The organism is [Pseudopropionibacterium] massiliense (assembly GCF_900607225.1).
GTDB classification, from domain to species: domain Bacteria; phylum Actinomycetota; class Actinomycetes; order Propionibacteriales; family Propionibacteriaceae; genus Arachnia; species Arachnia massiliensis.
The window spans coordinates 3,235,543-3,257,486 of record NZ_LR027842.1; the positions used below are offsets into that span (position 1 = coordinate 3,235,543).

Annotated in this window: 15 protein-coding genes; 8 read left to right on the top strand and 7 right to left on the bottom strand. The window is 66.8% G+C overall.

Annotated features, from left to right (window positions below):
* The first annotated feature begins 2 nt into the window (after positions 1 to 2).
* The 4 genes from E0E39_RS14460 (at position 3) to E0E39_RS14475 (ending at position 4,578) form a co-directional block, all read left to right on the top strand.
* On the top strand, positions 3 to 1,064 hold the full coding sequence (locus E0E39_RS14460; RefSeq protein WP_245988354.1) for a FecCD family ABC transporter permease: 1,062 nt from the start codon (positions 3 to 5) through the stop codon (positions 1,062 to 1,064).
* Positions 1,061 to 1,876, top strand: a complete 816-nt coding sequence (locus tag E0E39_RS14465) for an ABC transporter ATP-binding protein (RefSeq protein WP_130875385.1) — start codon at positions 1,061 to 1,063, stop codon at positions 1,874 to 1,876. The genes E0E39_RS14460 and E0E39_RS14465 overlap by 4 nt, the downstream gene beginning before the upstream one ends.
* On the top strand, positions 1,873 to 2,955 hold the full coding sequence (locus E0E39_RS14470) for an ABC transporter substrate-binding protein (protein ID WP_130875386.1): 1,083 nt from the start codon (positions 1,873 to 1,875) through the stop codon (positions 2,953 to 2,955). Before E0E39_RS14465 ends, E0E39_RS14470 begins: the two co-directional genes overlap by 4 nt.
* Before the next feature lie 84 nt (positions 2,956 to 3,039).
* Positions 3,040 to 4,578 (top strand): hypothetical protein, encoded by a 1,539-nt coding sequence (locus E0E39_RS14475; protein ID WP_130875387.1) that lies wholly within the window; start codon positions 3,040 to 3,042, stop codon positions 4,576 to 4,578.
* A 12-nt stretch (positions 4,579 to 4,590) separates the two neighbouring features.
* Here the strand turns inward: E0E39_RS14475 and E0E39_RS14480 are convergent, their stop codons facing one another.
* The 6 genes from E0E39_RS14480 to E0E39_RS14505 form a co-directional block, all read right to left on the bottom strand.
* Positions 4,591 to 5,358: an ABC transporter permease gene (locus tag E0E39_RS14480; RefSeq protein ID WP_130875388.1), complete on the bottom strand. Its 768-nt coding sequence runs from the start codon at positions 5,356 to 5,358 to the stop codon at positions 4,591 to 4,593.
* Positions 5,355 to 6,392 (bottom strand): ABC transporter substrate-binding protein, encoded by a 1,038-nt coding sequence (locus E0E39_RS14485; protein WP_130875389.1) that lies wholly within the window; start codon positions 6,390 to 6,392, stop codon positions 5,355 to 5,357. The genes E0E39_RS14480 and E0E39_RS14485 overlap by 4 nt, the downstream gene beginning before the upstream one ends.
* On the bottom strand, positions 6,389 to 7,048 hold the full coding sequence (locus tag E0E39_RS14490) for an ATP-binding cassette domain-containing protein (RefSeq protein WP_130875390.1): 660 nt from the start codon (positions 7,046 to 7,048) through the stop codon (positions 6,389 to 6,391). Before E0E39_RS14490 ends, E0E39_RS14485 begins: the two co-directional genes overlap by 4 nt.
* Positions 7,045 to 7,878: a class I SAM-dependent methyltransferase gene (locus E0E39_RS14495; RefSeq protein ID WP_130875391.1), complete on the bottom strand. Its 834-nt coding sequence runs from the start codon at positions 7,876 to 7,878 to the stop codon at positions 7,045 to 7,047. The genes E0E39_RS14490 and E0E39_RS14495 overlap by 4 nt, the downstream gene beginning before the upstream one ends.
* 173 nt (positions 7,879 to 8,051) lie before the next feature.
* The gene (locus E0E39_RS14500) at positions 8,052 to 9,860 is read right to left on the bottom strand and encodes an alpha/beta hydrolase (RefSeq protein ID WP_130875392.1); all 1,809 of its coding nucleotides are present in this window, start codon (positions 9,858 to 9,860) and stop codon (positions 8,052 to 8,054) included.
* Positions 9,861 to 9,862: 2 nt separating this feature from the next.
* Entirely contained in the window at positions 9,863 to 10,729 is an 867-nt protein-coding gene (locus tag E0E39_RS14505; protein ID WP_130875393.1) for a methyl-accepting chemotaxis domain-containing protein, read from the bottom strand.
* Positions 10,730 to 10,874: 145 nt separating this feature from the next.
* Here E0E39_RS14505 and E0E39_RS14510 point away from each other — a divergent pair, with 145 nt between their 5' ends.
* The 4 genes from E0E39_RS14510 (at position 10,875) to treZ (ending at position 20,734) form a co-directional block, all read left to right on the top strand.
* A complete protein-coding gene (locus E0E39_RS14510) occupies positions 10,875 to 12,413 on the top strand; it encodes a CCA tRNA nucleotidyltransferase (RefSeq protein WP_425470694.1) in 1,539 nt (512 codons plus the stop codon).
* Positions 12,414 to 13,013: 600 nt separating this feature from the next.
* A complete protein-coding gene (locus E0E39_RS14515) occupies positions 13,014 to 15,077 on the top strand; it encodes a GDSL-type esterase/lipase family protein (protein ID WP_165444826.1) in 2,064 nt (687 codons plus the stop codon).
* Between the two features lie 1,195 nt (positions 15,078 to 16,272).
* Positions 16,273 to 18,810 (top strand): malto-oligosyltrehalose synthase, encoded by a 2,538-nt coding sequence (gene treY, locus E0E39_RS14520; protein WP_130875396.1) that lies wholly within the window; start codon positions 16,273 to 16,275, stop codon positions 18,808 to 18,810.
* Positions 18,811 to 18,997: 187 nt separating this feature from the next.
* Entirely contained in the window at positions 18,998 to 20,734 is a 1,737-nt protein-coding gene (gene treZ / locus E0E39_RS14525; RefSeq protein ID WP_130875397.1) for a malto-oligosyltrehalose trehalohydrolase, read from the top strand.
* A gap of 135 nt (positions 20,735 to 20,869) precedes the next feature.
* Here the strand turns inward: treZ and lgt are convergent, their stop codons facing one another.
* Positions 20,870 to 21,865: a prolipoprotein diacylglyceryl transferase gene (lgt, locus tag E0E39_RS14530; RefSeq protein WP_211198850.1), complete on the bottom strand. Its 996-nt coding sequence runs from the start codon at positions 21,863 to 21,865 to the stop codon at positions 20,870 to 20,872.
* Positions 21,866 to 21,944: the final 79 nt, after the last annotated feature.

Genomic DNA, 21,944 nt, shown 5'->3' on the forward strand with positions numbered 1-21,944 from the left:
CGTTGGCAAGCCTGAAAGCAGCCCGCAGGGTGCTCAAACACCTCACCCTGCCCATCGTCGTCGTGGTGCTGGCACTGACCGCCCTGAGCGTCGTCCACTCCGTCAACATCGGCTCCGAACCCCTCGACCAGGAGGCCATCTGGCAGGTGATCGTCAGCAGGTTGCAGGGCGTCAACAGCGGGAACAAGGCCGTCGAAACCATCATCTGGGACCTGCGGCTCCCCCGGGCGCTGCTGGCGGTGGTCGTCGGCGCGGGGCTCGGGATCGCGGGCTGCGCGATGCAGACGCTGGTGCGCAACCCCCTCGCCGACCCCTACCTGCTCGGCGTCTCCTCAGGCGCCTCCGTCGGCGCCACCGCCGTGATCACCTTCGGCATCCTGTCCGGTTTCGGGCTGTGGTCGACGTCGATCGGGGCGCTGCTCGGGGCCCTGGGGGCGGCGCTGGCCGTCTACCTGGTGGCCATGGCACAGGGTGGCCTCACCCCGATCCGGCTGGTCCTGTCCGGGGTGGTGCTCTCCTCCGCCTTCTCGGCCATCGCCAGTTTCCTGGTGTTCAAGGGCCCCGACCCGCGCGCCGCGCAGTCGGTGCTGTACTGGCTGCTCGGCAGCGTCTCCGGCGCCCAGTGGGACCGGCTCCCGCTCGCGACCGGCGTCGTCGTGATCTGCCTGGTGCTGCTCCTGCTCGGCAGCGGCTGGCTCGACGCGCTGGCCTGGGGACCCGACGCCGCCGCGGCCCTCGGCATCCCCGTCGGCCTGCTGCGGCAGGGGCTCTTCCTGCTGCTGGCGGTGCTGGTCGGGGTGCTGGTGGCGGTTTCCGGCGGCATCGGTTTCGTCGGTCTGGTCATCCCGCACCTGTGCCGCATGGTGGTGGGTTCCCTGCACCGGCGGCTGCTACCCGTCGCCGCAGCCGTCGGCGGGTTGTTCCTGCTGTGGGTCGACGTGCTCTCCCGGGTCATCGTCGCCCCCGCCGAGGTGCCACTCGGGGTGGTCACCGGCCTGATCGGTGCACCGGTCTTCCTGATCGTCATGGGTCGACGCAACTACGGATTCGGGGGTGGCTCGTGACCGCGCTCAAGGCCGACAACCTCACCTGCTCGATCGGGCGGCGGGTGATCGTCTCCGGCATCGATCTCGACGTGCAGCCCGGCACCATGACGGCCCTGGTCGGGGTCAACGGTGTCGGCAAGTCCACCCTGATGCGGGTGCTCGCGGGCATCAGACCCGCGACGTCGGGTCGCGTGGAAATCGACGGCAGGGACCTCTCCCGGCTCCGCCCGAGGGAACGGGCGCGGCTGATGGCCTTCGTCGCCCAGGAGGAGGCCGCCCCCGAGGACCTCTCCCTCGCAGAGATGGTCGCCCTCGGGCGGCTGCCGCACCTGATGCCCTGGCAGGTCGGCGGCTCCGACGAGAAACGCATCGTCGCCGAGTGCCTGGAGATGGTGGGTTTGACGCACCTGGCCGACCGGCGCTGCGGGCACCTCTCCGGAGGTGAACGGCGCCGCGCCATGCTCGCCAAGGGATTGGCGCAGGGCACCGACCTGCTGCTGCTCGACGAACCCACCAACCATCTCGACGTGCACCACCAGCTGCACCTGCTGCAGACCATGCGCGCCACCGGCCGCACCATCGTCGCCTCGATCCACGACCTCGACCTGGCCATGGGCTGGTTCGACCGGATCGTGATGCTCGCCGACGGGCGGATCCACGCCGCCGGGACGCCCGGAGAAGTCATGACCGCCGTGAACCTGGAGTCCGCCTTCAAGGTGCGGGCCCGGCAGGTCCCGGCGGTCAACGACGGGGTGCAGCACCTCGTCGTCGACGGCCTCGTGCCGCTTGAACCAATCAACCCAGGAATAGAAACCGAGGAGACCCCATGACCATTCGCCGCACCCGGACCGTCGCCTGGCTGACCCTGCCCGTCCTCGCCCTCGGCGCATGCTCCTCCCCCACCCAGCCGGCCGCTTCCACCGAGGCATCCGGGGGTTCCGGGCAGGTCACCGTCACCAACTGTGGCAAGGAACTGACCCTCCCCTCCCAGGCCAAGAAGATGTACGTCAACGACGGCAACATCATCGCCCTGGCGCTGGCTGCCGGGGGCGCGAAGGAGATCACCGCGGTCAGCAGCATGGGCCGCGACGTCCCGATCCTGAAGGCCAAGTACGGGGCCGAGACCGTCGACGGCCTCAACGACGTCTCCAAGGAGTACCCCACCCTCGAGTCGATCCTCGCCAACACCCCCGACCTGGTGGTCGCGGGCTGGGACTACGGTTTCTCCGAGGGCAAGAACCTGACCCCCGACATCCTGTCCGAGAAGGGCATCCCCTCCTACCTGCTGACCGAGTCGTGCCGCCAGGAGGGCACCACCAAACGCGGCGTCGTCGACCCGTGGGAGGCGGTCCGCACCGACATCACCAACCTCGGCACCATCACCGGGCACAGCGACGTCGCCAAGGCTGCCGTCGACGACATGGACGCCCGTCTGAAGACCGTCCAGGGGGCGGCGCAGCCCGAGAAGAAGCCCGTGGTGTTCCTCTTCGACTCCGCCAAGGACAACGTGTTCACCAGCGGCAAATACGGCGCCCCGCAGGCGATCATCGAGGCCGCGGGCGGGGTGAACGCAACCGCCGACATCGAGGACACCTGGACCAACGTGAACTGGGAACGCCTGGCCACCGCCAACCCCGACGTCATCGCGCTGGTGGAGTACCCCGGCCAGTCGTACCAGGAGAAGATCGACGCGCTGAAGTCGCACCCGGCCACCAAGGACCTCACCGCGGTGAAGGAGGAGCGTTTCGTCAACCTGCCCTACGCCATGTGGACCGAGAGCCCCATCAACATCGACGCCGCCGAGTACCTGCGCAAGGCCTTCGAGAAGCACGGCCTGGCCCCGGCCTCCGACGTGTCGACGCACCTCGAAATGCCCGCGGACCTGCCGGGACGCGACAAGCTGTCCTGAGGGCTTCCGGAGCGGATTTCCCGGCCCCGCCGCCCACCCGGTCCCTCTCCCGATAGGCTCCGGGTGGGAAGGACAGGGGCAGTGATGACCATCTCCACAGCACTCGACCTCGACCGCGCGGGCAGGAACGACGAGGCCGTCGAGGCCGTCCGGCACCACCAGAGCGGCCTGCTGGACCGCGGCGGGTCGCTGGACGAGATCGTCGAGGCGTTCCGCGCCGAGGCGCGCATCCAGCGGCACCGCGGCGACGCCGTCTCCCTGGCCCGGGCCTGCGACGCGGCGGGGCAGGCCGTGCTGCTGAGCCGGCTGCCCGCCGCGTCGCGGGAAGTCGCGATCCCAGCACGCCTGGAACTGGCGGCCTGCCTGATCGGACGCGGCGACCCGGCGGGCGCGGAGACCATCGCCGGGTTCAGGGACCATCCCGACGCCGGGATCGCGGGCTGGGCGTGGCGGCTGCTCGGGGAGGCCGCCCTGCTGGCCGAACGCCCCTTCGAGGCGGTGGCCGCCCTGCTGAACGCCGTCGCCGAGAACCAACGCGGCAAGGACCACCACCACGAGGCGGGCACCCGCGTCCTCCTGCTGCTGGCCTTCAGCCGGGCCGGTCACCTGGAGGACGCCGACCGGCTCGCGCTCCGCCACGGCACACCCGCGGATGCGCCGACGGGGCTGCCGGGGGTCCGTTTCCTGCTGGCCCGGGCGGAGCATGAGCACCGGGCGGGTCGCATCGGCGAGGCCCTGAGGAGCCTGGAGGTCGCGGAGACCAGGCTCGGGGGAACCTCCGGGCTCGGCGTGCTGCGTCGCCAACTCCTCACCCTCCGCGCCGGCTGCCTCGCCGACTGGTGCCAGCCCGATGAGGCGGACCGGCTCCGCACCAAGGCCGGGACACTGCCCCTCCCCGCCCACCTGGACATCGCGGCGACCACGCCGCGCACCGCCCGGGATCGGGATGCGCGGGACGCGACCCGCTGGCTGGGCGACCAACCACGCCCCGGGACGGCACCGGGTACCGACCCGCAGGCGGTGGCGGCGCTGCTGCGGGACCTGGCCACGCTCCCACGGCGGGAAGCGGAACACGCGGCAGTGGTTTCCCGGCTCCTGGACTCGCTGGCGGGCCGCCCGGGCCTCGAACGCGACGAGGCGCTGCTGCTCCTGGAGGCGGGATCCCTCCTGGCCGAGAGCGGGCCCGGCCACCGCGAGGCCGCCGAGCGGCTGCTGCGCCGCGCCCTGGCGCGCCTGAAGTTCCTGGAGGGCACCGAGCAGTGGCTGGCGCAGGCGCGCGTCACGCTGGGCCAGCTGCTTCCCGACTCCGAACGCGAGCAGGCCCTCGACCTGCTGGTGCGGGGCATCCAGGGTCTCGACGAGCAACGCTTCCAGATGCTCGACCGCAGCTACCGCGACGGCTGGCTGACCCGCCGGGAGCATCCGGCGGTCGCGAGGGCCATCGAGCTGGCCAGCGAAACCGACGCCGCCCTGGCCGCGGACCTGATCATCTTCTCCCGGGTAGCGGGGGTGCTGGTGCCCCGGGACGGGCAGCAGGTGCCGCTGGTTCCCGTCCCGAGGCTGCGTTACATCGACGGCACCGAGTCGCGGCTGGGTTCGACGGGGTCGTGCAACTTCCTGTGAACCGGTACCGGGTCACCGGTACCGGTTCAGGCGTTTCCTCAGGGGACGCAGGAACAGCAGCTCCAGCCCCAGGGTGAGGACCGCCATCACCGCCGACAGGGCGAACACGTCGGCGGTCTCCAGGTTGGTGCGGGCCTGCTGCACCTCCGCGCCCATGCCGGTGGTGGTGCTGAGCAGCTCGGCCATCACCGTCAACCGGATCGACTGCCCCACCGCGACGGTCACGGCCGACAGCACCGGCGGCACCACGGCCGGGATGATCACCCGCCGCACCGTGCCCCACAGGCCGAAGCGGAACAGCCTGGCCATCTCCAGCAGGTCGGGGTCGACGTTGGTGACGGCGTCACGCAGGCTGGTGACGAGCAGCGGCATCGTCACCAGCGCGACCACCAGCAGCACCACCGACGGGCTGGGTCCCAGCCACAGCATCCCGACCACGACGATCACGATCGGTGGGATGGCCATCAGCAGCTGCGTCCAGGACGCGGTCAGTTCCTCGACGGGCCGCCAGGTGCCGGCCGCCCAGCCCCAGGGCAGCCCGATCAGGCAGGCGATCCCCAACCCGCCCAACGCCCGCTGGAGGGTGAGCAGCACGCCGGTGCCGAGTTCCTCGTCGCGGATCAGCCCCAGCAGTGCCTCCCAGGTGGCGCCGGGCCCGGGGAGGACGTAGCTGGGCTGGCTCCGCGAGGCGACCTCCCAGGCCAGCAGCACCAGGGCGAGCCCCACCCACCACAGCAGCACGACCCGCCAGCGCGGCGCCTCGTTCTCGGCTGGGTTCACCTGGGATCGGCCAGGTAGAAGTCGTCGGCGGGCATCTTGCCCCCGACGATGTCGGGGCTGAGGGTGGTCAGGCGCGTGTAGAAGTCCTCCAGCTCGGCCTTGGCCTTCTGCGCCGGGACCATCTCCAGCTGGAGCCGCGGGATCACGTTCTTGACGACGGCCTCCGGCACCTCGGTCTTCGCGGTGATCGCCGCCACGGCCGTCTCGTCGAGGGCGTTGACCTTGGTGACCGCCTCCTCCAGTTCGTTGAGCACACCGGCGACGAGCGCCTGGTTGGAGTCGGCGAGTTTCTGGGGCATCACCACACCGGCCATCGGGAAGCGCCCCTGGCCGCCGGTGACCTCGGCCCACGCCTCCTGCAGGTTGACGGTGCGGTCCAGGTTCTTCCCGGCCTGTTTGGCCTGGTTCTGGGCCACGGTGGCGACGTGTTCGGGCAGCACCGCGTACTCCACCTGCCCGGCCATCAGGGCCTTCACGAGCTCCGGGGCCTGGTCGTAGGGGGCGATCTCGATGCCGTCGGCCCCGCCTTCGAGGGGGATGCCCTTCTGGGTCATCAGGTAGCGGAAGACCAGGTCGGGCATGTTGTTGGGCAGCGGGACGCCCACTTTCTTGCCCTTCAACCCCTCGATGCCCTGCGCCGAGGACCCCTCCGGGCCGAGGATGTAGAGCATCCCCCACACGGTGATCGCGACCAGCCGGACGGGCAGGCCCTTGTTGAACAGGTTCGCCGAGGCGTAGGACGGGGTGGCCACCAGGTCGGTCTCGCCGCCGACGATCAGCGACCTCATCACGTCGACGGTGGCCCAGTTCTGCACGTCGGTCCTCCCGACGAGGCCGTCGAGTTTGCCGAGCGTCCCGAAGGAGGCCATGGGGGCCATGAACGCGAGGGTGGTGGGGACGTGGACGCGCAGGGTTTCCAGTTTCGAGGCGGACGTTGAGCCCTCCCCCGCCGGCTGGCCGCCGGAGCAGGCGGCCAGGCCCGCGGTGCCGAGCAGGCCGAGTCCGGTGAGGGTGAACAGGGATCGACGCTTCATGATGTCTCCTCGTCAGGGGTGGGTTCTTCGGTTTCGTCGGGATCGGTGGTGAGCCGCCAGGTTCCGGGCGGCCCGTCGAGGTGCAGGTGCAGGTGGGAGACGTCGTCGGCCTCCTTTGGGTCGTGGGTGACCCACACCGTCACGACCTCCTGTTCCGCGAGCAGCTGCACGAGGTCGGCGCGCAGGGCCGTGGCGAGGGGTTTGTCGAGCGCGGAGAAGGGTTCGTCGACGAGCAGCAGGGTGGGGCTGGTGGCCAGGGCCCGCGCGATCGCGACCCGCTGCCGCATGCCGCCCGACAGCTGCCGGGGGTACAGGTGGGTGGCCTGCTGGAGGTCGACGCGGGCCAGCCACTGCTGGGCGATCAGGTCGGGGGTTTCGCCGCCGACGACCAGGGCGACGTTGCGGTGGGCGTTGTACCAGGGCAGCAGCCGGGGTTCCTGGAACACCTGCGCAAGCCGCCCCTCGGGGCGCGTCACCGACCCGCGGTCGCAGGGGCTGAGACCCGAGATGGCCTTCAGCAGCGTGGTCTTGCCCGCCCCGGAGGCCCCCGTGACGGCGAGGGTCTGCCCGGGCGCGACCACCACGTCGAGGCCGTCGACGAGGGTGTTGCCGCCGCGCACGAGGGTGACGTCGTCGAGGATGAGGTCGGTGGTCATCGGGTGCCCGCCGCGCCGGGTTTGCGGGCGAGGACGGCGATTCCGCCCATCAGCCGTCCCTGGAGCTGGAATCCCTGCCGCATCGCCTTGAGCCGGTCGCGGGCGCCGGGGAGCCGGCGGGCGTTGTTCCAGAACCGCAGCGCACCCCACAGGCCCTCGTCGGAGACGATGCGCCGGGGTTCGAGGAGGTGGAGGGGTGCGCGGTCGTGCCATTCGGCGATCAGCCCGTGGGATGCGAGCAGTTCCGTCCAGCCCTCCAGGGTCAGGGGGCGGGCACCGACCTTGATGACGCGGGAGAGTTCCCGGCGGGCGGTTTCGCGTTCCTCGTCGGTGTGGTCGGGCAGCCAGGCCATCTCGTGGATGGCGTAGCGACCCCCGGGGCGCAGCAGGCGCGCGGCCTCCGCGACGATCGCGTTCTTGCCCGCGTCGTCCTGGATGGTGAGCATCGCCTCGCCGACGACGAGGTCGGCGCAGCCGTCGTCGAGTCCCGTCTCGCGGGCATCGGCGACGACGTAGTCGGCCCGGGGGTGTTTCCCGAGGATGTTCTTGACGGCGTCGCGTCCCTCCGGGTTGGGGTCGACGCCCCGATAGGACCTCGGGTTGGCGCGCAGCAACACCTCGGCGGTGGCGCCGACGCCGGGGCCGAGTTCCACGATGTCGTCGTCGCCGGTGGGTTTCGCCTGTTCCAGCAGCTTCGCGGTGAGGGCGCGCCCGCCGGGTCTGAGGATGCGTTTGCCGAGCTTCGCCAGGAGCCAGTGGCCCTGCATCCGTCCGGCCTCCGGACCGGAGCGTTCGCCCTTGACCCCCGCCTGTGTCGATTCCGTGCTCATGCTCACCTCTCAGACGCCTCGGGCACGAGCGATGAGCGTAACCCACACCCACCCATTTCCGAAAGGGGGGTGTGCTGTTATTGTTGCGAACGCGAGGGATCCGCGGCACAACCGATGGTCGTACCGCGGATCACCCCGCACCAGCTGTTACGCGGCGCGTCACCGACGGGCTGTCAGTGCCCCTTCGACGCGGCTTCCGCCTTGTTGTCGGCACGGTCGACGGACGGATCTTCGCCGTTGAGGATCTGGGCGTTGTCCTCGGCGAACTCCGGATTGTTCCAGTAGTCGCTGTGCCCGCCGTCGTTGGACGCGATCTGATTGACGCCGTCGAGCGTGTTCGGATCCTTCCCGAAAGACCCGTCAAGACCGAGACCAGAAACCTTGTCCTCTTTGTTGGCCGAGGCGTACACCTGACCGTCAGGAACGTTGTACTCGTGCACATCATTGACTCCACCGCCCGGGGAGCCATGCAGCTCGACGGCGTCGAGAAGGCCGATCTTCGCGTCACGCGCGGCGGTGCCCGTCAAGAGGGAACCGTAGGAGTGGCCGTGGTTGGTGATCCGCGGATCCCTTCCCTGGGTTTCCTGCCAGGTCTGGATGCCCTCGTTGAACCTGTTGAGGTCAGGTGCCGCCTTGTTGGCGGTCTCCGAGCTGACGATGTCGGTGAGGCTGCCGTTCTGCTCCTTGAAAGGCTCGGCGGCGGGCGGCGCGTCGTAGCCGAGATACGCCACGGTCGCGGTGTGATCGGTACCGGAGGCCTTGCGGAGCGTGTTGGCCTCATTCACCAGGCCGCCCATGCTGTCGCGCGCCGTGGTGCTGATCCCGGGAACCACGGTGCCGACGTTCTTGGCCGTGTCGACGTCCCCACTTGCGACGATCGCCCGGACGTCCCCATCGCCGGATGCGTCGAGGCCCAGCAGCTGGTAGGGCTTTCCCGTGGGGTCCGGCTTATCCGTGATTTCTTTGATCTTTGTCAAATCATCGTACCTGCGCTTGGCTTCCTTGGCCTCTTCACTGTCAGCGGGAGCATTTTTCATCTCTTGCTCGGCCTTTTCGATTTCCCCCGGAAGAGCCTTTCTGTTCAACTCATCGCGAACCTTCCCAGGCATGCCGTCGAGGTTCCTGATGGCGTCAGGGTTCTTATCCATGAACTCCCGACGCTCCTCCTCGGTCAGGGAGTTCCACCAGTTGCTGACCTCTGTGGGGCTGTCCACGCCCTCAGGCGGCCAAGGCTTGTCCTCCTGGCCGGGAATCGGCAGGCTCCCCAGCCCCGGCACGTTCAACCGGGGCGCTTTTCCTTTCAGCTTCGAGTGGTCGTAGGTACCGTCGCGCACACCGACCAGCCGGTTGACGTAGGCCTCGTCGACCTCAGCGGCCCGGTTGACCGCCGCATCGATGAGCTTCTTCAGCTCCTCCGCCTTCTGCTTCCGCTCAACGTTGTCCATGACGAGGCCGGCAGGGCTGGCATCGAACAGCGCTTTCCCCATGGCCAATCCGGGACTGGCAATTGCCAGCGGGTTGAGCGAGTTGATCACTCGTTCGGTAGTACTCGTTGACTTCGCGGCTTCGGAGAAATTCACGGGCGAGACGGTGTTCAGAAATTCGCCCGGACTGCTGGGGACGAGATCCATGTCCCAGTGAACGCCCCCGTCGTCGTCGATGCTCAGGTAGGGGTACTGCGCCACGAACGAGGTGCACTCGTGAACCTTCGTCTCCACGTCCCAGACGCCATCCGAGGCCTCGGAGGTGGCCAACCCCAGCTCGGAGGCATCATCCACACGTTCACCGAGCTCTTCGACCAGCTTCTGCAAGGATGCCTTCGCCGCGTCGGCAGAGGCCCCCGTCGACTGGATCTGCCCCTTGGCCTTCGAGGCAGCGGACTTGCCCTCCGCCAGTCCTTTGCGCAGGGTCGCGAGATCCTGCATGGCCGTGCTCAAATTACCGTGCTTCCAGTTCTGGATGTCACCCCAGGTGATTGCCATGCTCACGCCATCCCTTCACTCGTTGCGCTGAGGTTCTCAATGGTCGGCCCCGAAGTATCAGCCTTGGGAATCGGATCGATGGAGTAGTCCCCCGGGCTCGTGGGAATCGGTTCGACGACCGGACCGTCCGAACCACCGAGGAGCCCGGAATCGCCACTCCCGGGTGACCCGTACCCGAGGTACCCATCGGCGGGAGTTTCCCCCGCACTCCCATAGGAATGCGCGTCCTGCCGCTCGGTCCCGGGCGACCCGTACCCGAGGTCCCCATCGGCGGAAGTTTCCCCCGCACTCCCATAGGAATGCGCGTCCTGCCGCTCGGTCCCGGGCGACCCGTACCCGAGGAACCCCTCGGCCGACCCCTCTCCCACGGTGCCGTAGGAATGACCGCCCAGGGACGATCCCCCGGTGATCTTCCCGTAGGAATGACCGCCAAGGCTGGCCTCAGGTTCCACCACACCATCGCCAGCTTTGTCAGCACCGCCGCCCATTCTGTTCGCGATCTTTCCAGCGGCGGCACCGGCGGCGGCAGCACCGGCAGAGGCAGCCGCACCAACTCCGCCCATGCCGGCGGACGAACTCCCCACGGAGTTCATGGCACCCTGGATGGACCCCTCGTTCTGCTGATATTCATGCAGACTCGCCTTGACCTTCTCAGTGAAGTCCGTATACCTCTCAGAGAGATCCCTGATCCGCTTGTCAACTGTGTCGCCCGTCTCGGAAATCAGCTTTGACGACTCGGATCCAGGCATCGCAGAAGAGGCATCCCCAAAAGCGGCTTCCACCTTCTTCGCAACGATGTCCTCGGCCACACTGGCCGACGACTGCGCCAGACTCTCGAGGTCGCCTGCAACGATGTTCATACCATCCATGCGGTTCTCCACGTTCCTCGGTCACCACACCAGCTATTTGCTAATGCAATAGTTAACTTTCGTCGTCACCCTACCGTCCCGCCGGGTCAACAGAACAGGGTCGACCATGGATCCTGCACGGCCTGTGGCAAGGGGTTTCCCGGACATGTCGTCGGGGAAGCGCCGCCTCGCCCCCACCGGGATCGCCGCTGCCCCATCGCGCACACGACCCCGGGGGTTCCGCGTAGACTTTTCGCCCGTGCCAGACCTCACCCAAGCCCAGCGCAACGCCGTCTCTGAGCTGCTCCGCATCTCGCAGGTGATAGGCGACCTCGGTTCCCGTTTCGACGCGACGGGGCACCAGCTGTACCTCGTCGGCGGTTCGGTGCGCGACGCGATGCTGGGCAGGCTCGGGCACGACCTGGATTTCACCACCTCGGCGCGCCCCGACGAGACCCACGCCATCCTCCGCGACTTCACCCCCGCCACCTGGGACATCGGCCGTGACTTCGGGACCATCGGCGCCATGAAGAAGGAGGGCGGCAAGGAGTGGCAGCTCGAGGTCACCACTTTCCGCGCCGACGCCTACGAGCCCGGTTCCCGCAAACCGGTGGTCGCCTTCGGGGAACGGATCGAGGAGGACCTCGTCCGCCGTGACTTCACCGTCAACGCCATGGCCGTGGACGTCGTGGCGGGTGAGTTCGTCGACCCGTGGGGTGGGTTGCGTGACCTCGCCGACGGCGTGCTGCGCACCCCCGCCCCGGCGGAGGTGTCCTTTGGCGACGATCCGTTGCGCATGATGCGGGCCGCGCGGTTCGCGTCAAGGCTGGGTTTCCGGGTGGCGCCGGAGGTCCAGGAGGCGATGAGGGAGATGGCCGAGCGCATCACCATCGTCTCCGCGGAACGTGTTCAGGCCGAGTTGACGGGGCTGTTGCTCACCGATTCCCCCCGCGAAGGCCTGGATCTCCTGGTGCGCACCGGCCTGGCCGGGCATTTCCTGCCGGAGCTGCCGGCGCTGCGCCTGGAACGCGATGAACACATGCGCCACAAGGACGTCTACGCGCACTCGCTGACCGTGCTGGAGCAGGCCATCGACCTGGAGAAGGCCCGCGGCCACCAACCCGACATCGTCAACCGGCTGGCCGCCCTGCTGCACGACATCGGCAAACCCGCCACCCGTCGTTTCGAGGGTTCGAAGGTGACCTTCCACCACCACGATGTGGTGGGCGCGAAGTTGGTGACCAAGCGCCTCAAAGCATTGAAGTACCCGACGGCGACGGTGAAGTCGGTGGCGAAGCTCGTGGAGTTGCACCTGCGGTTCCACGGCTACGGTGATGCCTCCTGGAGCGACTCGGCGGTGCGCCGTTACGTGCGTGACGCCGGCGACGAACTGGAACGCCTCCACATCCTCACCCGTGCCGACTGCACCACCCGCAACCGCAACAAGGCCACCCGGCTGCGCCGCAACTACGAGGAACTGGAGTGGCGCATCGACGAGCTGGCCGCGCAGGAGGAGATCAAGGCCATCCGCCCGGACCTCGACGGAGCGCAGATCATGGAGATCCTGGGCATCAAACCGGGCCCGGATGTCGGGAAGGCGTACAAGTTCCTCCTGAACCACCGCATGGACCACGGCCCCCTCCCCGAGGACGAGGCCCGCGACCTGCTGCTGAACTGGTGGAAGGACCAGCAGTCACAGGGCTGAAAGCCGATCGCACCCCTTCCCGAAACCGGTTGAGCCGGAGCACGAGGAACGAGCGACCCGAGTCGAAACCCCATCCCCGCTCTCGGGAGAAATTTTTCCCGAACTCCTCCACCCGGAGGGTCCTCCCAGGTAGTGTCAGCATCACCACACCCGGGAGGCAATGATGCACCACCGAGCCACGGCGACGGCCACTACCTTGATCCTGTGTGCCTGCCTGCTCCTGAGCGGCTGCTCAGCACGCGCCAGGCAGCGCGACCTCATACGCAGGGACCCCATGGCCTCTGCCACCTGGGATGGCATCGAATTCCTGGGCTTCAAGGAAAGCGAGGACGACGGCCCCAAACCACCCCCCACATCGATGACCCGTTGCTTCGCAACAGACCTTCCCCTTGAAGAAGCATTCGACCGCATACTCACAACTGCCAAACGCAATGGCTGGAGAAGGGGATACGCCAATGGCCCTAAAGTCCGGATCACAAGCAAAGACACCTCAGAGGGAGGGATGAAGATTATTCTGTCAACAGCACTTGCCAGATGCGAACAATACCCGACCGCAAACTTCACCCTAACCCTCACATTCGGGTAAGTCAGGAGAAAATCGTGAAGAAAACAACCACCAAGAAGAAAATCTTACTGCTGGCCATGGCACTCGCTTTGTGTGTCAACTTCATGAGTGCGCACCCGGTCAGCGCGGATCCACCAGCCAACGATGGAAAGGTTGCTGTGGTGACCCTGCTGGGGGATTCCTTCTCGGCAGGGAATGGCGCAGGCGACTACTACGACAAAGGCCCCGAAAAAACTTACCGGAGCCGGAACAACTGGGCTCATCACTACGTCAACTCGCTGCGGGACAGAGGCATCGCCACGGTCTTCCACAATCTGGCCTTCTCCGGAGCAACAACCGATGCGATCAAATCAGGTCAAATAGACAACATTCCTATCGACAGCGATCTGGTCATGCTCAGCATGGGCGGAAATGACAAGAATTCCTTCGGGAATATTGCAATAAATTGCTTCGTGCTCTTCACCCAGAGCCCGGAGAAATGCAAAGAGAGTGTGGAGGCTGCCGAGGCTTTTGTTCAGAGTGGGGAGCTGAGAGCAAACACCGAGAGCGTCCTGAACCGACTAGAGGCCCGCCTGCCGGACAAGCATGCTCAGATTGTCCTCATGGGATACCCACATCTCAGTATCGAGCACCAGAATTTCCTGCTGTCTGAATGCATCGAATGGGATTCTTCAGCATCAGGGAGGTGCAACGAATTCTACAGTTACCCCACGGCCAATAGGGTTCGCGAACTTGTGAATAAACTGACCGCAGTTCAGGAGCAGTTGGTTCATGACTGGAACGCGAACAATAACGGCAGCCGCCACACGGTGCACTACGTTTCTTCTCTCCGCTCCGACTTCGAGGGGCACGAAACACATCCCAGCACCATGCTCAAGAATGATTACCGGTGGCTCAATGAGTTCTGGGAAACCGAGGGCCACCTCGGAGAGTCTGGGAAAACCGAAGCCACCTTCTCATCCGACGTCATGGAATGGTATCACCCGAACAAGATCGGCCATCAGAAAATGAGCGAGGCCCTGAACAACACCGTGGACCCGGCCAGTTTCACACGCGAGGCAAACACGTCACAAGCCCCAGTGGACGTGGCCATAATTCTTGATACCTCAGGAGAGATGCTCGACAACCCACAGGCCACCCGACAAAAAGTGAAGGACGCCATGGATTCCTTCACCAAATACAACAGCAACACACGTTTTGCACTGGTCACCTATTCAGGCTTCCCGGTTTCCGGTTTTCAGGTCTGGTACGGAGGCGACATGCCGGTCGTAAGATCGAAATTCACTTCCGACCCTTCTGCCATCCAGACCACCCTCGGCGAAATCATACCCACTCCAGGGGGCGACAATGAGGAAGGAGTGTACTCCGCCATGATGGAAGCATTCACGAGACTTGACTGGCGACCGGGAGCCCAGAAGAGAACAGTCCTGATAGCAGACGCCCCTCCCGTCGATCCTGAACAACGCACCGGCTACACGAAAGCCGATGTGGAGAAGAAGTCCTACGAGCTGGATCCGGTGGAGGTCTACGCGTTCGACACCAACGGCTGGCTCGAAACCCCGGAACTCGCCGACCTCGCCAAACGCACCGGCGGGCAGATCGTGAAGGTCAACAACCCCCAAACAGCCCCCGAGGCGATCGCCGCCGCCGTGGAGAAGGCCAACAACAAACCCTTCGCCTGGCTCGACGGCCCCTACAACCGCGCCATCGGCGCGCCTCTGAGCTTGGACGCCCGTGGTTCCTACTCGAAGAACGGCGACATCACCGGCTACGAGTGGGACCTCAACGGAGACGGTGATTTCGAGGTTTCATCCAGCTCCCCAACCTTTGAATACACCTGGCATGAAGCATATTCCGGCCTGGTAGGACTACGGATAACTGATTCAACCGGCGCCACCTCCATGGCCACCATCAAACTCGATGTCAGCATCGACGGCGACGGTGTCCCCGACGACACCGACAACTGCCCCACCGTCTACAACTACGGCCAAACCGACTACGACGGCGACGGCATCGGCGACGCCTGCGACGACACCCCGAATCCCAACAGAACGCCAACCCGGCGTCTTCGAGGCCACCACCCACCCCGCAATAACTGACGGCAAACCTGATGGTGATCCCTCCAACTCCGCACGGTTCAGTAATCCCAACCTCATCGGTGGCCGACACTGGCCCTGACTGGAATCCCTCCCTGGCTCCCACTAGAATCGACCTGGCCGCACCATACCCACCGCTGGGGACACAGAGCCCAACCGGAGAACCAACTCAACATCCGACGCAGGAACCTCCACCGGCTCCGACCACGGCACCGACACCTCCCAACCCGACCAAACAACCAACACCCACCCAGCCACCCAGCCGGAGCACCACCCCACCGCTACGCCCCGGACTGCCCAAGACCGGTAGCTGAAATCCTCATTGTGTGGTGCCCGACCGCGGGTCGGGCACCACACAATGACCCCGTTCCTCAATCCCGCGAATCCTCGGGGACACCCATGCACCACCGAACCAAAACCACCGCCGTCACCCTCATCCTGATCGCATGCCTCCTCCTCACCGGATGCTCAGCCGAGGCCTTGCAAAAGAACAGACTCCGGCAAGACCCCCTCTACACAGCAACCTGGGACGGTATCGAATTCCTGGGCACCGAAGAATCCGCGGACGGAACCTGGAAACCACCCCCACCATCCATCACCCGCTGCTTCACAACAACACTCCCCCCAGAAGAAGCAGTACAAAGAATCATGACAACCGCCGAGCAAGAAAACTGGACAGAAACCAAACCAACCCCCAAGCCAGCAACCACCAGATGGGCACGCAAAGAAAGAATAAAACTATACATCTCAGCAGCAGACGAGCGATGCGAAAACCACCCAGAAACAAACTTGATCTTAACCCTCAGCATCGCTATCAACTAACTGGAGCGCTGCACGCCTCCGCGAGCTGCTCCACATGAACATCAAGAAACTTGACAAGATCTCCGCCGGTGGTAGCTGGCGCTACGCTGGACGCCAATAACCTGACCAGGGCCAGGTGCACCGTGCCGACCTGTAGACGACCAACGGGCCAAAAGGTCAGCCGGGGAAGACCTCATAGGCCGCCTGGACCTGACCGCCCATTCGCCGCCTCCCGGCTCAACCGGCTCCACGGTCACGCCTCCTCGCGGGCACGGACCGGACGACAACCGCTTGAAGGCAGCCGACGATGCCCTGCACGCCTCCTCGCGGGCACGGACCGGACCCGAAGAGCCCGGCGGGCCGGTACCGTGTCGTAGGCCTTGCGTAGAGTGAAGGGGTGGAGACCAACAGGACCGTACCGAACTCGACCTACCGGATGCAGCTGCACGGCGGTTTCACCTTCGACGACGCCGCGGCGTGGATGCCCTACCTGCATTCCCTAGGCGTCACGCACCTGTTCTGCTCCCCGATTCTGCAGGCCTCCCCCGGCTCCACCCACGGCTACGACGTCGTGGATCACTCCCGCATCTCCGAGGAGTGCGGTGGGGAGGAGGCCTTCCGGCGGCTGTCGCAGGCCGCGCACGAGCAGGGCATCGGCGTCGTCGTCGACGTGGTGCCCAACCACATGGCGGTCCCCACCCCGATCTGGCACAACCACGCGCTGTGGGACGTGCTGCGGCGCGGCCCCGAATCGGCATACGCGGAATGGTTCGATCTCGACATGACCGACTCCCAGGCCATCCTGATGCCGGTGCTCGGCAACCGGATCGGCCGGGAGTTGGAACACATCAGCTTCACCACGGACGTCATCAACGGCGAGGAGCAGCCCGTGGTCGCCTACTACGACCAGGTCTTCCCCATCCGCCCCGGCACCGAGGACCTTCCCCTCGACGAGCTGCTGGAAAGGCAGTGGTACCGCCTGGCCTACTGGCGGATCGGCAGCGAGGAGTTGAATTACCGCCGCTTCTTCGACGTCGACACCCTGGCGGCCATCCGCGTCGAGGACCCGGCCATCTTCGAGGCCACCCACCGCAAACTGATCCAACTCCACGCCGAGGGGCTAATCGACGGTTTCCGCATCGACCACATCGACGGCCTGGCCAATCCCCGCCAGTACCTCGCGGATCTGCAGCGCGCCACGGGCGGCTGCTGGGTGGTGGCGGAGAAGATCCTCGAATACGACGAGGTCCTCCCCGCCGATTTCGAGTGCGCGGGAACCACCGGCTACGACTCGCTGCTGCGGGTCGCGGGCCTGTTCCACGTCCCCGGCAGCGTTCCGAGGCTCACCGACCTGTGGGAGCGCATGTCCGGGTCCGGCGAGGGGTTCGCATCCACCGTGCTCAACGCCAAGCGCACCGTCGTCAAGGAGTCGTTGTTCACGGAGTTGAACCGCCTGGTCAACATCGCGATGGCCATCTGCGACGGCGACATCCGGCTGCGCGACCACACCCGCCGCCAGCTCAACCACGCCATCCGCGAGCTGCTGTACCAGTTCAGCCGCTACCGCGCCTACGTCGAACCGGGCAGGGCTACCCCGGAATCGGAGCGGGAGATCATCGTCGAGGCCGCGACGAAGGCCAGGGAGTACCTAACGATCGACGAACTGGACGCCCTCGACTTCGTCGTGGCGCTGGCCCTCGGTGAAACCGGGGAGACCGACATGGGTGGCGCGGTGACGCTGCCCGCGCCGTCGAAGATCCTCAACCAGCTGCCGGGCCGCGCCCACAACCCGTCGGACCTGCGGGCCGAGTTCATGGTCCGTTTCGCCCAGACTTGCGGACCGGTGATGGCCAAGTCGAAAGAGGACACGGCTTTCTACCGGTGGAACCGGTTCATCGGCGTCAACGAGGTCGGTTCCGACCCGAACATCATCGGCATCAACCAGGACGACTTCCACGGTTTCTGCCGCACCCTGGCCGCCGACTGGTCCACCAGCATGACAACCCTGTCCACCCACGACACGAAACGCAGCGAGGACGTGCGTGCCCGGCTGGCGGTCCTCACCGAGTACCCACGCGAGTGGGAGCACTGCGTCAGTGAGTTGCGGGCCGCCACCTCCGAGTTGCGTCCCGCCCTGCTCGACGGCGGCACGGAACTGTTCCTGTGGCAGACCCTCGCGGCCACCTGGACACTGCCCAGCACGGCGGCGGGCGCCGAGGCGATCTCCGCCGACCGCCTCACGAGGTACCTGACCAAGGCCATGCGGGAATCGAAACTCCACACCAGCTGGACCTCCCCCGACGAGGACTACGAGTCGGCCGTCATCGAGTTCGCGACCGCATGCCTCACCACCCCGGAGGTGGGGGCCGCACTGGATGCGTTCACGGAGCTGACCTTCCCGTCGGTGCGCGCCAACATCCTGGGGCAGAAACTGATCCAGCTCACCATGCCCGGGGTCCCGGACCTGTACCAGGGCTGCGAGGTGGTGGACCTGTCGCTGGTGGATCCGGACAACCGCCGCCCCGTCGACTACTACCGCCGCTCCGGGGTGCTGACGGCGCTGGGCATGAACCCGCCCGCCGACCTGGACGCGGAGAAACTCCTCGTGACGTCGCGGGCGCTGCTGCTGCGCCGCGACCACCCGGAGGCGTTCCGCGGCCCGGACGCCGACTACCGGTCGGTGTCGCTGAACACCGGCCACGCGGTGGTGTTCGAACGCGGATACCGGGACTCGGAGACCCCGGTGGCCATCACGGTGGCCACGCGGGTGCAGTCGGGACTGAACGAGGAGGGCTGGGGCGATGCCGAACTGGTGCTGCCCAGCCTGCGGTTCCGCGACGTCCTGACCGGGCGCGAGTACCCGGGAGGCTCCACATCACTGGCCGACATCCTCGACCGCCTGCCGGTCGCCCTGCTCGTCCACCAGGTCGACTGATGCGAAGCCAGCAGAGGCAGCCGGTTGAGCCAGCACGTGAGCGCCAGCGAACGGCTGAGTCGAAACCACCACTGGCACCCGGTGGCCAGAACCCGCCCCCAGGTCCCCGACCACCCTCACCATGATTTCGACACGACCAGCGTGTGAGCGCCAGCAGACACCCCGAATCCTGATCCGAGGAGCATTCATGCGAGACATCACCCGTCCCGAGGTGTGGGCCCCCGACGCCGACACGGTGGAGGTCGTCGTCGATGGCACCGAGACGATCATGGCTCGCGGCGACGGCGGCTGGTGGTGGTCGGAACCGCTGCCGCCCGGCACGCTGTACCAGTTCCGGATCGACGGCGGGATGCTGCTCCCCGACCCCCGGAGCCTCAGCCAACCCGACGGCCCGCACGGGCCGAGCCGCATCGTCGATCCGGCACTGTTCGACCGTCCCGCCACGTTCAGCGCGGACCTGCGGGGCGCGGTCGGCTACGAGCTGCACATCGGCACCTTCACCCCGGAGGGCACCTTCGAGGCGGCCATCACGCACCTGGATCACCTGGTGGATCTCGGGGTGCGGGCCGTCGAGGTGATGCCCGTCGCGGATTTTCCCGGCGAGCAGGGTTGGGGTTACGACGGCGTCGGCCAGTACGCGGTGCACGCGGCCTACGGGGGGCCGGAGGGTTTCGTCGCCTTCATCGACGCCTGCCATGCGCGCGGGCTCGGCGTGATCCTGGACGTCGTCCACAACCACCAGGGCCCGGAGGGCAACTACCTGGCGCAGTTCGGGCCGTACTTCACCAGTGCCCACCACACCCCGTGGGGGGACGCCATCAACCTGGACCAGCCGGGCAGCAGCGAGGTGCGCGACTTCCTGCTGGGTGCGTGCCGGCAGTGGCTGGTGAAATACCAGGTGGACGGGCTGCGGCTGGACGCCGTCCACGAGTTCCAGGACGACTCCCCGCGCCACTACCTGGCCGAGCTGAGCGGCGAGGTGCACGCCTGGGAGCGGGAGACCGGCCGGGAGTTCACGCTGTTCGCGGAGTCGGATCGCAACCAGCCCGTCACGGTCTCACCGGTCGGCTCGGTGCCGGGGGCGCTGGGCATGGACGGGCAGTGGGCCGATGACGTCCACCACGCGCTGCACTCCTTCTTCACGGGGGAACGCGACGGCTACTACATCGACTTCGGCACCGCCGAGGTGCTGCAACAGGCCCTCACGCGGGTGTTCATCCACGAGGGCGGGTTCTCGACGTTCCGCGGCCAGGACTGGGGTGCTCCCGTCGATCCCGCCTCGGGGCTGTACGACGGGCACTCGTTCGTGGTCTCGCTGCAGAACCACGACCAGGTGGGCAACCGGGCCGTCGGCGACCGGATCTCGCACTCGACCCCACTCGGCTGCCAGGCCGCTGCGGCCGCGCTGTACCTGCTGTCGCCGTTCACGCCGCTGATCTTCATGGGCGAGGAGTGGGCCGCCTCCACGCCGTTCCCGTTCTTCAGCCACCTCGGCCCGGAACTGGGTCCGCTGGTGACCGAGGGTCGCGCCCGCGAGTTCGAGCGCATGGGCTGGGACGCGGAGATCCCGGACCCGCAGTCGCCCGCGACCCGCGGGTCGGCGGCGCTGCAGTGGGACGAGATCACCGAACCCGACCACGCCAGGATGCTGGCCTGGTACCAGGAGCTGCTGCGGCTGCGACGCGACCGCCCGGAGCTGGCCTCGGGGTCGCTGGCGGAGGTGTCGGTGGAGGTGCTGGACGAGGACACGGTCCTGATGCGACGGGGCGCCACCACGGTGGCCGCCACCCGGGCCCGGGACCGGCTGGTGGAGATCCCCGTCGAGGGTGAGGTCCTGGTGGCGTGGGGCGAATACGGCCCCGTCCCGGGGGGCCACACCGTAACCGGCCCGGGCGCCCTGGTGATCGAGACCAAGGCCGATTGAGCCGACCCGCGAGCACCCCCATCAAAGCCGGTTGAGCCGACCCGCGAGCGCCAGCGAGCATCCTGTGAACGAGCCTCAACGATGGTTTCCACAGTGTTCACAACCCTGTGGAAAACCCACCTGTGGTTGGGGATCTCAGCTCTGGCTTGGGGTTTCGTCCCCCTCGGCGGGAGTTTCCCCCGCCTCGTCCACAGTTTCCGGGGATTCTTCCACAGCCCCGGTGGATTTCTCGCCGGCGTCCCCGCCCGTCTTCTCCTCAGGATCCTCGTCGGCGGTTTCCTCCCCGGATTCGTCGGTGGATTCCTGCACGTCGGAGACGCCACCGCGCCGGGCCCACAGCCACAAGGCCGCGCCGGCGAGGATCATCGGCACCGACAGCCACTGTCCCATCGACAACCCGAGCGACAGGAACCCGAGCTGGGAGTCGGGTTCGCGCCAGTACTCCGCGATGAACCGGAAGAAGCCGTAGCCGACCAGGAAGGCGGCGGCCACCTGGCCGCGGAACCGCGGTTTGCGGGCGTAGAACCACAGCAACACGAACAGCAGCACCCCTTCGAGGAGGGCCTGGTAGAGCTGCGACGGGTGGCGCAGCACGTTGCCGCCGGTGGGGAATCGCATCGCCCAGGGAAGGTCCGCGGGGGCCGCGCGACCCCACAGTTCCCCGTTGATGAAGTTCCCGATCCGCCCGGCCGCGAGCCCGATGGGAACGGAAGGGACGAGGAAGTCGGCGACCTGCAGGAACGGGCGGGAGCGCCGCCGGGCGAAGAACACCATCCCCAGGATCACGCCGATGGCACCGCCGTGGAAGCTCATGCCCCCGTCCCAGACCTTGAGGACGTCGAGCGGATGGCCCACGTAGTAGCCGAGCTGGTAGAACAGCACGTAGCCGAGCCGCCCTCCCAGGATCACGCCCGCGATGCCGTAGAGCAGCAGGTCCTCGATGTCGGCGGGAACCCATGGGGACGGTTTCGTGATCGACACGAAGGGCTGGTGGCGAAGCCTCAGCCGCATCAGCCCGTAGGCCATGGCGAACGCCAGCAGGTACATGATGGCGTACCAGTGGATCCTCACGGGCCCGATGGCGATCGCCACGGGGTCCATGTTCGGGAAGGGGAGCTCCAGGATCGTCACGGAACAAGCTTTCCACACGCCGCCGACAAAAACCGGGAATCGCTCCGCGAGCACTAGGATCAGGGCTTGTCATCCCGCA

What these genes read in the sequence shown, in the direction of transcription:
- E0E39_RS14505 (WP_130875393.1), bottom strand. Translation starts at nt 10,729, where the DNA reads ATGGATGGTATGAACATCGTTGCAGGCGACCTCGAGAGTCTGGCGCAG.
- E0E39_RS14470 (WP_130875386.1), top strand. Translation starts at nt 1,873, where the DNA reads ATGACCATTCGCCGCACCCGGACCGTCGCCTGGCTGACCCTGCCCGTC.
- E0E39_RS14490 (WP_130875390.1), bottom strand. Translation starts at nt 7,048, where the DNA reads ATGACCACCGACCTCATCCTCGACGACGTCACCCTCGTGCGCGGCGGC.
- E0E39_RS14510 (WP_425470694.1), top strand. Translation starts at nt 10,875, where the DNA reads ATGTCGTCGGGGAAGCGCCGCCTCGCCCCCACCGGGATCGCCGCTGCC.
- treZ (WP_130875397.1), top strand. Translation starts at nt 18,998, where the DNA reads ATGCGAGACATCACCCGTCCCGAGGTGTGGGCCCCCGACGCCGACACG.
- E0E39_RS14500 (WP_130875392.1), bottom strand. Translation starts at nt 9,860, where the DNA reads ATGGCAATCACCTGGGGTGACATCCAGAACTGGAAGCACGGTAATTTG.
- E0E39_RS14475 (WP_130875387.1), top strand. Translation starts at nt 3,040, where the DNA reads ATGACCATCTCCACAGCACTCGACCTCGACCGCGCGGGCAGGAACGAC.
- E0E39_RS14485 (WP_130875389.1), bottom strand. Translation starts at nt 6,392, where the DNA reads ATGAAGCGTCGATCCCTGTTCACCCTCACCGGACTCGGCCTGCTCGGC.
- E0E39_RS14495 (WP_130875391.1), bottom strand. Translation starts at nt 7,878, where the DNA reads ATGAGCACGGAATCGACACAGGCGGGGGTCAAGGGCGAACGCTCCGGT.